The following is a 12,914-nucleotide window of genomic DNA, read 5'->3' on the forward strand; positions in this document are numbered from 1 at the left end:
GCGGCTCAGCCGGCTGACGGCATCGAGGTCGGACCGGTCCAGGGCAGGGGCTCCTCGCCCCGGCCCTGCCGCTCGAACTCGGTGAAGTACCAGGTCTCCAGCTCCACGATCAGGTCCGGCGGCCGCAGCGCCAGCAGGTGGTCGTCCGAGAGCGCCCGGTAGACCTCCGCGAGCAGGTCGCGGATGGTGGCCATCGTCTCGGCCGCGGTGACGGGGACGTGGTACTCGAGGTCGACCCGTTCCACGCCGTCGGCGATCGCGCGGTCCAGCCGGGAGATCCCGGCGCTGGAGCGACGCTCGCGGTCGGCCTGGGAGCTGATGTCGGTGAACTTGTTGGCGAGCGGGTACTCGTCGGGTGCCGTGATCGCGAGCAGGCGGAGCTCACGGCGTACCTCGAAGTGGTAGCGACGCATCTCGGCGAACAGCTGCGCCGGCAGCCCGATCAGCTTCAGCAGCCTGCGCCGGGAGTCAGCGATCGCCGGACCGTCGGCGAGCTCGGGGTCGAACTCGAAGATCTCGCCCTCGAGATGGCTCTCGTAGCGCGCCTTGCCGCTGGGCTCGAACCACACGGACTTGCTGCGCCCGTCGTGGGCGAGATCGGAGCCCCACCGCCGCGACATCATCGCGACCAGGTCCAGGCCGCGGCCGAACGTGGTGACGTTGTAGTCGTCGACGTCGTCGATCTCCGGGGCCACCGACGCCCGCTGCGGCGGGACGGGGGAGGAGTCGACCACCTCGATGCGCGGGTGGTCGACCGTTCCGCGGACGCGCACCGACAGGGGTGGCTCGGAGTGGATCAGGGCATTGGTGACCAGCTCGGAGACCCCGAGCTGGGCGGCGTCGACGAGGTCGTCGCGGCCGATCTCCTCGAGCACCTTGGAGACCCAGGAGCGGGCGAGCTTGACCGACGGCGGGCTCGCGGGAAGGACGAGGGAGCGCTTGGTCAAGGGCACCTTCCCTCGCTCTAGAGCCGGAACGACGAGGCCTGACGGAACAGTTGTGCACTCGTCTGCGGATGAGGTTAGGGGAATACGGACTCGCTGACACTCATTTCGGGACCATTTTCAGCAAGGCGTTCTCCACCACCTCCGCGAGGGAGGGATGGATCCAGTACTGCCCGCGGGCCATCTCGACCGGGGAGGTGCCCAGGCTGATCGCCTGCACCAGCGGCTGCAGCAGCAGGCTGGCCTCCGGCCCGATGATGTGCGCGCCGAGGAGTCGCTGCCCCGTCGGGTCCCCGAGGAGCTTGACGAAGTGCTCTCCGGGAGCACTCTCCAGGGCCCATCCGTAGGCGACCTCGGAGTAGTCGTGATAGCTCTCGAGGTGCTCGACGCCCTGCTCCCTGGCGGCCTGCGAGGTGAGCCCGACACTGGCGATCTGCGGTGAGGTGAACACCGCCTGGGGCACGAAGCGGTGGTCGCTGGCGACGAGGTGGTCCGGGTGGAGCAGGTTGTGCTGCACCGTCCTGGCCTCCAGGTTGGCCACGTGCTTGAGCTCGTACTCGCTGCTGATGTCGCCCAGGGCCCAGACACCCGGCGCGCTGGTGCGCTGGAACTCGTCGACCAGGACGCGGCCCCCGGTGCTCTCGATCGTGGTGTTCTCCAACCCGAGCCGGTCCCCGTTGGGGATCCGGCCGGTGGCGATCAGGAGCACGTCGGTCTCGATCTCCGAGCCGTCGGAGAGGACCAGGGCGATCTCCTGGCCGCGGGGGCCGACCTCGGTGACGACGGTGTCCAGCCGGAGGTCCCACTGCCTGGCCGCGGCTCGGGTGAACTGCTCGGAGACCGCCTCGTCCTGGTCCCGCAGGAGTACGCCGCTGCGCTGGACCTGGATGACCTCGGTGCCGAGCGCGGAGAAGACGTGCGCGAACTCGGCGGCCACGTAGCCGCCCCCGACGATCACCATCCTGCGCGGGAGGTCGGGGAGGTGCATCACGGTGTCGCTGGTGTGGAACTCGACCTGGTCGAGGCCGGGGATCGGGGCCACGTCCACCCGGCTGCCGGCGGCGATCACGATCTGGTCGGCGGTGAGCTCCGTGTCCGGACCGCCGTCCGGCGACGCGACGGCCAAGGTGTGGTCGTCGAGGAAGCGCGCATGCCGGGCGTGGACGTCGACGTTGGGCTGGCGTTCGCGGTAGCCCCGACCGGACGCGGCGATCGGGTCGATCCTGGCGAAGATGCGGTCCCGGATCTCCGGCCACCTGGCTCCGCCGTACGCCAGGTCCACGCCGAGGGCGCGGGCATGCGCCGCCTCCCGAGCGAGGTCAGCGGGGTGGACGAACATCTTGGTCGGGATGCAGCCCACGTTCAGGCAGGTCCCGCCGAAGGTGCCCTCCTCGAGGATCGCGACCCGCCAGTCCACGAACCTCTCGTCGAGGATGCTGTTGCCCGAGCCGGTGCCGATCACGGCGAGGTCGTAGTGGGTCACTGCTACATCGTGCCGGATGCCCTCACGGGCCCGGGAGTCGTCCGTGTGACGGAAGGAACGGCCTGAGATGTCTCAGCGGGGACGGAACCGGGGAGAATACTGGTTATGTCTGCCGTGAACACGAACAGCACGCCTGTCAAGGATCCGAGCCGGCACCAGGTAGTGGTGATCGGCTCCGGTTTCGGCGGCCTCTTCGGGACCAAGGCCCTGAGGCGGGCCGACGTGGACGTCACGATGATCGCGCGGACGACCCACCACCTCTTCCAGCCGCTGCTCTACCAGGTGGCGACCGGCATCCTCTCCGAGGGCGAGATCGCCCCCTCCACCCGTGAGGTCCTGTCCAAGCAGGACAACGCCACGGTGATGCTGGGCACGGTGCAGTCGATCGACCTCGAGGCCAGGACGGTCACCCACCACGTGCTCGGACGCGAGTCCGTGACGCCGTACGACTCGCTGATCGTGGCGGCCGGGGCCGGCCAGTCCTACTTCGGCAACGACCACTTCGCCGAGTTCGCCCCCGGGATGAAGAGCATCGACGACGCCCTGGAGCTGCGTGGCCGCATCTTCGGCGCGTTCGAGCTGGCCGAGAACCTCGCCGCCAAGGGTGAGGACGTCAGCCACCTGCTCAGCTTCGTGGTCGTCGGCGCCGGCCCCACCGGTGTGGAGATGGCCGGGCAGATCGCCGAGCTCGCCCACCGGACCCTGCGCCGCGACTTCCGGTTCATCAACACCCAGCACGCCCGCGTGATCCTCGTCGACGCCGCGCCCCAGGTGCTGCCGCCCTTCGGCGCGAAGCTGGGCGAGAAGACCAAGGAGACGCTGGAGAAGCTCGGTGTCGAGGTCCAGCTCGGCGCGATGGTCACCGACGTCGACGAGCGCGGCCTGGTCGTCCAGGACAAGGACGGCACCAAGCGCCGCATCGAGGCCGTCACCAAGATCTGGGCCGCCGGGGTCCAGGCCAGCCCGCTGTCGAAGACCCTCGCGGAGCAGTCCGGGGCCTCGCTCGACCGGGCCGGGCGCATCGGGGTCAACCCCGACCTCACGCTGCCGGGTCACCCCGAGGTGTTCGTGGTGGGCGACATGATCGCGCTGAACAACCTGCCCGGGGTCGCGCAGGTGGCGATCCAGGGCGCGAAGTACGCCGCCAAGGAGATCCGGAACCGGGTCGAGGGCAAGGCCCCGCAGGAGCCGTTCAAGTACTTCGACAAGGGGTCGATGGCGACCATCTCCCGCTTCGACGCCGTGGCCATGGTCGGGAAGCTGCGTCTCAGCGGGCTGATCGCCTGGCTGATGTGGCTGGCGGTCCACCTGCTCTACCTGACCGGGTTCAAGAACCGGGTCACCGCCCTGCTCCACTGGGCGGTCACGTTCCTGAGCAACGGCCGTTCCGAGCGTACGGCGACCGAGCAGCAGATCTTCGCCCGGAGGGCGCTCGAACTACTGCCAGGCGGTGCCACCGAGCTGGTGAGCTCCGCCGAGCCGGAGGCCGACCGGCGTGCGGAGCTCGAGGAGATGGCGGCCGAGCAGTCCAGGCTCACCGACACCGGTCAACGCGGCAAGGTCTCCGACCACACGGCCTGAGCCGGCCGACACGCGGCCCGGAGGCCCTAATCGGGGTGATCCACTTGCGACCGTGTGAAACTCCCCGGTCATGAGCTTCTTCCCCCGTGCGGCTCGCGTGTTCGTCGTGCTCGCACTCGCCGGCACCGTCGTCGTGCTCCCCTCGACCGCGGTCGCGTCCCGGGAGAAGAAGGCCCAGCCGCGGACCCAGCAGCCGCAGGCAGGCCGGGCAGCCGTGGCGGTGAGCGGCGCGGCGCTGCTGCGGATCCGGAAGAACAAGCGGATCCCGAAGCGGGCCGTGATCGAGTTCGACAAGAACTGGAAGAACCCGTTCGACTCACGGATCACGTTCCGGGCCTGGGCGAAGGTGGGCCCGAAGAAGGCGAAGCGCTGGGTGCGCATCGAGGAGGCCTCGTGGCGCGCCGGGTCCGGCCTGTCGCGCAAGGTCGCCACCGACGAGTGCCGCCGCAACAAGGGGTGGCTGCCGAACGGGAGCTACTCCTTCGTCCAGCACGACCGCCGGAAGGCGCCGATGATCAACGGTCGAGTCTTCGAGCTGGAGTCGAAGCTGTGCCGCAACGGCACCCGGCGCCAGCTGTTGTTCATCCACACCGAGCAGACCCAGTTCAACACCCAGTGCCGCAACCGCAAGGGCGACGACCGGTGCCGCTGGGAGGTCCCGGCCTACAACGACTACCGCTCCAACGGCTGCATCAAGATGTCTCCGACCGACCTGCGCGACCTCACCAGGCGTTTCCACCGGTACTTCAAGGCCGGGGTCAGGTACCCCACCAGCGTCGTGAAGGTGCGCGTCCGGAGCTGAGCAGGGCGGTGGCCCCGCCTCCGCTCACTCGAAGCGGTGCCGGGCCGACGTCTCGTCGATCGCCTCGCGCGCCCAGCGCGGCAGGATGAAGACGCCCTCGGCGATGGCAGTCGTCTCGCCGTCGGCGCGGCGCAGCTCACCCTTGACGAAGGTCTTGATCCCCTCGACCCGGTCGATCCACGCCTCCGCCGAGCAGGCGCCGAGGGGGGTGTTCTGGGTGTAGCGGACGCTGAGCGTGCCGGTCATCCCCGGAGCGCCTCCCGCGGCCGCGGCCTCGCCGAGCATCTGGTCGAGCACCAGGGCGGCCACGCCTCCGTGCACCATCCCGGGCGGTCCTTCGTAGACGGCTCCCAGCTCGAAGGACGCCCACGCCCGCCCCTCGGGCGCACGCTCCACCTCCAGGGGAGGGGCGATCGGGTTGCGCATCCCGACCACGGCATTGCCGTGGCCGCGCACGGTCCCGCCCGATCCGATGGTCACCCCGAACGAGCCGGGGATCTGCTCCGCGCGCAGACGTGCGGTGAGGCGCTCGATCTCGGCGTGCACCTCCGTGACCACGTCGGCCGGGACCGTCGTACGCAGGGACGCGTCGGCGAGCTCTCGCACGCTCTGCGCGAGACCGCCGAGGAGGACGCGCTCGGCCTCGAGCTCCTCGGGGGTCATGTCGACGACGGTGTAGTTCATCGGCGGTGCCATGTCCGCAGACTAGGTCAGGGTCGCCGTACGCCGTCGCGCTGGGTCAGCGGTCGACGTACGGAACCGGCGCGCCCGCGACGCGCAACCGCACCACGCACGCCGTGGCGGCCACGACGGCGCACACGATCGCGCTCGCCAGGACGAGGAGCCACCCGGTCAGCAGGAAGCCGATCACCGACAGGCCGGACAGCCCGGTGCTGATCACGGCAGTGCGGAACGCGCTGCGGCCGACGTCGGAACGGCGCATCACCCGGGCGAAGTCGATCTCCGGCGCCGGGGGGCGAACGAAGGTGGGCTCCGGCTCGTCGTCGTCGTGGTGCGGCACGGGCTGGACGGGCACGTCGGTCTCCTCCGATGGGGTCACGGGGAGCACGAAGGACTTCTCCAGCCAGGCCGGGGTCTGGAAGCCGTCGCTCTCCGGTGGCGCTGCGGGGTGCAGTCCACGAGCGGAAACGCGCATCCGCTCGCGACGGTCGCCGCGAGTGGTCTCGTTCCTCGACCCCTGTTCCATGGGCCCTCCCTGGAGTGCTCGGGAGGAAGTCTGCACCCCGTGGACGCCGGATGGACAGAGTCGGAAGAAAATGTTCCCGAGGACTCAGAGCACGGTGTACCCGGCGGGGAGCTGTGACCGGCCGGTGGTGGCGAGCAGCAGCGGCAGCACCCGGCCGGTGAGCGTGGCGAGCTCTGCCACCGTCCCGAGGGTCTGGGTGGCCGCCGACGCGGGGATCTCGAGGCTCTCGCCGAGGGCGGTGGCCAGGTCGGCGCTGTGGACCGTCAGCTCGAAGGTCCGGGTGGGCAGGTAGTCGCGCAGCCGCATCCCTCCCACGACCGTGGTCAGCAGCTCGTCCCCGTGCCGGGTCGCGATCATCGCGATCACCCGGGCGCTCATCTCCGCGACCTTCTCCGCGGGTGCCGGCCCGAGGGCGCGCCCCGCCTCGCGGCCGCGCTCGGCCACGTCGGGGCCGGCGGCGATCGTGCGCGCCGCGCGGAAGTAGCCGGCCGTGGTGGCCACCTCCACCTCCGCGGCGGGCTGGTCGAGGTAGGTCTCCACCGTGAGGAACGAACGGCTGGTGTGTCCCACCAGCGCGCGCACGTCCCACTCGCCCAGGCCCGGCAGCTCCCACCGGTCGCCGACCCGCGCGACCAGCCCCACGAAGGCGTCCCCGGCCTCAGCGAACGCACGGCGAGACTCGTCCCAGTCGAAGCTCATGCTTCGAAATCTAGCCAGCAACGGTGGGCCCCGTGGGACTCGAACCCACAACCCGCGGATTAAAAGTCCGCTGCTCTGCCAATTGAGCTAGAGGCCCCGGGGAATCTGGGGTTTGGTCCGGAGAACCGCCTGGACACCAGCGTGGCTTCGCGGGCATCCCAGACCGCCAAGACGAGAGTCTAGGGGGCCACGGTCAGTGTGTGGGGACCGCGTCGATACGACCGTCAGGGCCCGGAAGTATTGCGCAATGACCGGCGTGGGGCGCACGCCCGCATGCCCGGGCTCGGTGTCCGACCCGACCACGCCTGCGGGGTCGACGTATGACGAGGGCGATCACCGATGTCGCCATTTGGCCCGGTAGCGGAACAACGCCCGGACTTTCACCGAAATGAGAAAACATTCGGGGATTCCGCTGACGCGGTCCAGTGGACCTGATTGGTTTTCTCTACCCCCGGACACTCGCTGGGCCACTGCTCCTTCACGAACCGACCCCTCGGCCGTCGGCGCGTAGTGGTGCGCGCGAAGTTTCCCCACTGAAGGAGAACCATGTCCCTACCCCACCGACGGCACGGCCAGAGGAGGCGCGGGCTTGCCCTCGCCGCTTCGGCGGCCCTCGTGCTCGGCACCCTCTCGTTCGCCGGTGCGCCGTCCAGCACGGCCGCGCCCGCCGACCCCGATGTCGTGCTCGAGCGGCTCCCCGACGAGGAGGCGATGGTCGTCGAGGTGCGTCTCGCCGACACCGCCGAGCTGGACCGCCTGGTCGCGACCGGCGTCGACCTGGAGCACGGCGTCGAGCAGGGTCAGGACGGCCTGACCGTCCGTGCCGTCGTCACCGACAGCGAGATCGAGGCACTGAAGGCCGGCGGGTACGACGTCGGCGGCACCCTCTACTCCGCCGACGACTCGGCCGCGGCCCTCGCCGTGCGCGAGGACACTCTCGCCGCCGACCGTGCGGCCAACGCCGCGCTCAAGCGCGGCAAGCTCTCCGGTGTCCGCTCGCTCGCGGGCTCCACGCCGGTGGACTCCTCCGACGTGCGGATCATCCGCGCCGACTACTACACGAGCTTTGGCGACGGCGTGCTCTCGGTCGAGGCCAAGTGGGCCGAAGGTGCCACGTCCAACAGCCCGCTCGTGGTGCAGCGCGACAGCGGCCCCGGGACGCCGATGGGCTCCGGCGGGACGCAGAACATCGCCCGCTTCGTCGACGCGGGCGTCTACCTCTACCACCTCGGCGCGACCAACGTGAACGTCGACGTGCGCGGGGAGTCGATCCGTCCCGACCGGATCCAGATCACCAGCCCGAGCGGCGACGTGGCGATCGCGAAGGTCTCCGACTGGCTGCCGACCGGCTCCGAGAAGGACCCCTTCAAGGGCGCCGGCTACCAGGAGGACTTCGTCAGCAAGTACCTCGTGCCCACCGAGCTCTACCAGCGCGTCCAGCAGCTGGCCGCGTCGTACCCCCGCCTCGCCGAGGTCGTGACCCTGCCCAACGCGTCGCAGGGCTACCGGCGCAAGGCGCAGGCGATGCTGGAGCCGACCAACCGGCTGACCGCCAGCATCTCCGGCAAGGATGTCGACCTGCCCTACGCGGCGGCGAGCAGCGGCGCCTGGGGCGCGCTTGCACCGACCTCCACCACGACGCCGGTTCCCGTGCGACGGGTCAGCGCGGTGGCGAACTCGGCCTGGCCCGCCGCGACCCCCAGCATGGGCTGCGGCGCGATGACCGGCGTGAGCGGTGCGATCGCGGTGATCGACCGCGGCGAGTGCACCCTGGCCGACAAGGTGCTGAACGCGCAGAACGCCGGCGCCGCCGCCGTCGCGCTCGTCAACGCCACCCCCGGACTGGCGTCCGCCCCGAGCGGCTCGGCCACTCCGACGACCGGAGGCCCGCTGACGATCCCAACGGTCGGCATCTCCCTGATGGACGCAACCCGTATCCGCAACGGCGGGACCACGGTCACCGGTCGGCTGATGCCGGTCGCCGCCGTCCCGAACAACTCGCGCGTAGGAATCGAGTCGCTGGCCTGGGGCCACGAGGGCGGCAACGACATCACCGCCCAGATCGTCGACCCGGGGGTCGCGAGCTCGCCGCTGTCGGTGAGCGTCTCGGGCACGGCCATCACGGTCAACGCCGCGACCCGCGCTGACGGCCTGATCACCAGCACCTCCGCGGAGGTCATCGCCGCGCTGCTGGCCACCCCCGCTGCGGCCGCGCTGGTCGACGCCTACCCCTACCGCACCGAGCCGGGCACCGGCATCGTGCGCGCGACGCCGGTCGTCCGGCTCAGCGACAACCTCAACGCGCCGGCCTGGGTCTCCCGTGACCCGCACCCGGTCTACGCGCTGAAGATCGGCAAGACCCGTGACGGCTCCAAGCCGGGCGTCCTGGCCTACGCCCAGGAGCACGCCCGCGAGTGGGTGCCGCCGCTGGTCACGCTGGAGGCTGCGGAGCGCCTGCTCCGCAACTACGCGACCCACGCCCCCACCCGGGAGCTGGTCGACAACCTGGAGATCTGGATCGCCCCGTCGGTCAACCCCGACGGCGGGCACTACTCGTTCTTCGACTACGCCTCGCAGCGTCGCAACATGACCCGGCACTGCGCCAAGGGCGGCGTCTACGACGCCACCGGCCGCAACAGCTGGGGCGTCGACCTGAACCGCAACTTCACCGAGTACAGCGCGCACGACGGCTACTCGGGTGCGTCGGCGACGAACTGCACCAGCGACACCTATGCCGGGCCGGCCGAGCTGTCCGAGCCGGAGGCGCGCAACGTCGACTGGATGATGGCGAAGCCCAACATGCGCTACTCGATGAACATGCACTCGTCGGGTGACTACTTCATGTGGGCGCCCGGCGCGTACAAGGACGCGGGCCGCGAGACGGCTCCCCGCCCGAGCGTCGGCGAGGAGGCGTACTTCTGGCAGGCGTCGAGCCGGATCCTCACCGCCATCAAGCGCGAGCGCGGCATGACGGTGACCCCGGCCCGCACGGGACCGATCATCGACGTGCTCTACTCGGCAGCCGGCAACTCCGGTGACCTCGCCTGGTACAAGTACGGTCTCTACGGCTGGAACTTCGAGGTGGGCCGCACCTTCCAGCCTCCGTTCGAGTCGCTCACAAAGACCGGTCCGGGCGCGCACCAGGAGGCGCTCGAGTACGCCAACGGCCTGATCGAGCTGCTCCGCGTCGCCCGTGACCAGGACCTGGACGCCAAGGCGCCGACCACGGCGATCGAGTTCATGGAGACCAGCGACCCCGAGCAGGTGGACTTCAAGTTCACCTCGAGCGAGGCCGCCGAGATCTACTACACGCTCGATGGGTCCGCTCCGACGAAGGGCAAGGCCACCCGCTGGGAGTCCGGTGGCGACCGTGAAGGTGGCAAGCGCCTGCGCGTGGCCAAGGGCACCCCGATCTACTGGTACGCCGTGGACCCAGCCGACAACGTCGAGGCCGGCTACGACCCGACCAAGGCCGGGGACCGGCGCTACCGGAAGTGGATCGCGGACCCGTCGTGGTCGCCGAAGGCGGCCAAGCCGACCGTGAAGCTGGGCCTGTCGCCGACCAGCGTCAAGCAGGGGCAGAAGACGACGGCCACGGTCAAGGTGACCTCGGTCAACGACTTCAAGCTCGCGCCATCGGGCACGGTCAAGCTGACCGCCGGCGGCGACACGATCGGCACCCTGCCGCTCGGCGCCGACGGCACGGCCACCGGCCCGGTGCGTCCGTTCACCAAGCCCGGGTCCGTCCGGGTCGTGGCGACGTACTCGGGTGACGACGTCACCGCGGGTGGCTCCTCGACGGCGGTGCCCGTGCAGGTCACGGCGGCGCCGGTGGTCAAGGTCGCCTCAAGGGTCGCCGTGACCAAGGTGGCTCCCAAGCGGATCACGCGGAAGAAGCGTGCCCGCGTGACGATCACGGTCACCGCCAGCGCGCGCGTCACCGGCCAGGTGGTGGTCCGCTCCGGCGCCAAGGTGGTCGGCCGCGGGACGGTCGGCGCCAACGGCCGGATCGTGCTGACCCTGACCAAGCTGCGCAAGGTCGGAAAGAAGACCCTCGTGGTCAGCTACGCCGGCAACGCAGCGGTCAAGCCGTCCACCACCCGCAAGGTGGTGCGCGTCCGCCGCTGATCGGTAGCGAGGGCGGGGCCGGTGGCACCTTCGGGTGCTGCCGGCCCCGCTTGCTGTGGTGATCCTGGGGTTTCGAGCAGGACCTCGTGGTGGATGCAAACGGTGCCGAGGACCCGGGAGCGAGACGGCGACTAGGTCGCTGGGACGCTGATGCGCGCGGTGACGGGGTAGTGGTCAGACCCGGTGGAGCCCGGGGGAGCGGCGTCGACCTTGAAGCTCTTCGCGCCACCCATGCCCTTGGTGAGCACGTAGTCGATCTGCGTTCCCCAGGCCTCGTGCCATGCGTCGAGTGCGCCGGTGCCGGACATGCGCGTGTTGTAGCGGACCCCCGCGTTCTTGGTGTCGACGAAACCGTCGCCGATCATCGTCGCCTGCGGCTGGTTGCCGTACGGCGCGTGACCTTGCGCGGAGTTGAAGTCTCCGGCGAACACCGTCGGCGTCCCCGAGCACGCCGCGCCGACCCGCACCCCGACCCGCTGAACGGTGCTCCCGGCGTTGTTCAGCTCCGAACGCACCTGCGCGATCTCGGCATTGCGGTGCTCAGCCCACGTGCGTGCGTTCGAGTCCATGTTCGAGATCAGGTGCGCATTCAGCACGCACATCTCCACAGCGAGGTCGGTGGTCGACCGGAGCTTGACCCACGAGACCCAGCGGTCCACGTTGACCCCTTCGGTCTGCCCACTGACAGGCACGTGGGTCAGCAGCGCACCGCGCGCGACCTGGTCCCACTCGGCGGCCTTGTAGAAGGTTCGCGTTGCCTGCGTCGACCGTGACCGCGGCAGCCCGAGCTCACGGTCCCAGTCCCGGTCATCGGCGAGAACCCACCCGTGGGGGGCAAGGCGGGCGGCGAGGTCGGCGTACTGCCCGCCCCCGGAGGCGACACCGGTCGGGGAGTTCGAGTTCTCCTGCGTGGCCACGACCGAGGCGCCGGTCGCGTTGATCTGGTCAACGACCTTGGGTGCGCGATCTGCCCACGAGGGCCCGCCGGAGGAGGCCGCCAGGACGTTGAACGAGGTGACGGCGACGTCGAGGCCCTGCACAGGGGGCAGGGGAGCGGGCATCTGAGCACTGGGGGACAGGACCCAGTCGACAGTCTCCGTCCGTTCGGGGGTCACCCACGAGTCCCACGGGTAGGTGATGCCCGTCGAGTTGAACTCGGCTCCGTTGTGGGAGAAGACCTTCAGGTGGACGCTGTTGCCCGACGCAGACGACACGAGGTTGCCGGGGGTCGACAGGTCCACCGAGGACAGCGTCATGGCGGTCGCTTTGGTCCAGCGGCTCTTGCACGGGTTGACGCACGCATTCGGGCTGGAGGGGATCGTCGCGGTCGTGGGGGACCAGGTCGCCGTGTACCCGGTGGCGCGGGCTCGCGCCGGCCACTGGATGCCGATCGAGTCCTGGCCGCGGGTGGTGGTCACCGTACGCCGCACCCACCCCTCCGGGCGTGCGGCCGCAGCCCTCACCGCCGCAGCCTTTGCGGTGGCGGCCTTCTTCTTCGCGGCAGCAGCCTTCGCGGCAGCAGCCTTCTTCTTCGCGGCAGCAGCCTTCTTCTTCGCGGCAGCGGCCTTCGCGGCAGCAGCCTTCTTCTTCGCCGCCTTCGCGGCAGCGGCCTTCTTCTTTGCGGCCTTCTTGGCGGCCTTCTTTGCGGCAGCGGCCTTCTTCTTCGCCGCCTTCTTCGCCGCAGCGGCCTTCTTCTTCGCGGCCTTCTTCGCCACAGCCTTCTTCGTCGCAGCCTTCTTGACCGCGACCTTCTTGACTGCGGCCTTCTTCACAGTCACCTTCTTGGCCGGGTGGCTCGCCGCAACTGCCGCCTGTGGTGTTGCGATGCCCGGAACGCCGACGCCGAGCAGGACGCTCAGGACCAAGGCTGCCGCGGCCAGAAGGCCGCGGCGCTGCTGCCGCCTCGTTTCCGCACTCACCAAGCACCTCGCGTGGCCGACACCCGCACACGGCGGGGTCAGGTCACTCGGGTGGCTCATACAGAGTGACATCGGCCGTCGGCGCACAAACCTGAGCATAACGGACATCTTCAGTTAGGGGCGAACTCGTCAGGTTCTCCGGACCAAACGG

General features: G+C 70.0%; 9 protein-coding genes and 1 tRNA gene. 3 read left to right on the top strand and 7 right to left on the bottom strand.

The window, feature by feature from the left end; all coding sequences use genetic code 11:
• Positions 1-5: 5 nt before the first annotated feature.
• Positions 6-947 (bottom strand): ATP-binding protein, encoded by a 942-nt coding sequence (locus AC4BGB_RS14105; RefSeq protein ID WP_490547511.1) that lies wholly within the window; start codon positions 945-947, stop codon positions 6-8.
• Between the two features lie 100 nt (positions 948-1,047).
• A complete protein-coding gene (locus AC4BGB_RS14110) occupies positions 1,048-2,427 on the bottom strand; it encodes a mycothione reductase (protein ID WP_490547512.1) in 1,380 nt (459 codons plus the stop codon).
• Positions 2,428-2,532: 105 nt separating this feature from the next.
• Here AC4BGB_RS14110 and AC4BGB_RS14115 point away from each other — a divergent pair, with 105 nt between their 5' ends.
• Positions 2,533-4,008, top strand: a complete 1,476-nt coding sequence (locus AC4BGB_RS14115) for an NAD(P)/FAD-dependent oxidoreductase (protein ID WP_490547513.1) — start codon at positions 2,533-2,535, stop codon at positions 4,006-4,008.
• A gap of 70 nt (positions 4,009-4,078) precedes the next feature.
• Positions 4,079-4,810 carry a hypothetical protein gene (locus tag AC4BGB_RS14120; protein ID WP_490547514.1) on the top strand — a complete coding sequence of 244 codons (732 nt, stop codon included), beginning with the start codon at positions 4,079-4,081 and terminating at the stop codon, positions 4,808-4,810.
• A gap of 24 nt (positions 4,811-4,834) precedes the next feature.
• Here AC4BGB_RS14120 and AC4BGB_RS14125 read toward each other — a convergent pair whose 3' ends face one another.
• The 4 genes from AC4BGB_RS14125 to AC4BGB_RS14140 all read right to left on the bottom strand — a co-directional run bounded on the left by AC4BGB_RS14125 (position 4,835) and on the right by AC4BGB_RS14140 (position 6,813).
• The gene (locus AC4BGB_RS14125) at positions 4,835-5,506 is read right to left on the bottom strand and encodes a PaaI family thioesterase (RefSeq protein ID WP_490547515.1); all 672 of its coding nucleotides are present in this window, start codon (positions 5,504-5,506) and stop codon (positions 4,835-4,837) included.
• 43 nt (positions 5,507-5,549) lie between these two features.
• Positions 5,550-6,017, bottom strand: coding sequence for a hypothetical protein (locus tag AC4BGB_RS14130; protein ID WP_490547516.1), 468 nt, complete (start codon positions 6,015-6,017; stop codon positions 5,550-5,552).
• 84 nt (positions 6,018-6,101) lie between these two features.
• Positions 6,102-6,716 (bottom strand): maleylpyruvate isomerase N-terminal domain-containing protein, encoded by a 615-nt coding sequence (locus AC4BGB_RS14135; protein ID WP_490547517.1) that lies wholly within the window; start codon positions 6,714-6,716, stop codon positions 6,102-6,104.
• 24 nt (positions 6,717-6,740) lie between these two features.
• Positions 6,741-6,813, bottom strand: a tRNA-Lys gene (locus tag AC4BGB_RS14140).
• Positions 6,814-7,262: 449 nt separating this feature from the next.
• On the opposite strand from AC4BGB_RS14140, the gene AC4BGB_RS14145 reads away from it, so the two are divergent.
• Positions 7,263-10,844, top strand: a complete 3,582-nt coding sequence (locus AC4BGB_RS14145) for a M14 family zinc carboxypeptidase (protein WP_490547518.1) — start codon at positions 7,263-7,265, stop codon at positions 10,842-10,844.
• 131 nt (positions 10,845-10,975) lie between these two features.
• Here AC4BGB_RS14145 and AC4BGB_RS14150 read toward each other — a convergent pair whose 3' ends face one another.
• Entirely contained in the window at positions 10,976-12,763 is a 1,788-nt protein-coding gene (locus AC4BGB_RS14150) for an endonuclease/exonuclease/phosphatase family protein (RefSeq protein ID WP_490547519.1), read from the bottom strand.
• Positions 12,764-12,914: the final 151 nt, after the last annotated feature.

Source organism: Nocardioides sp. Z30_9 (assembly GCF_058215735.1).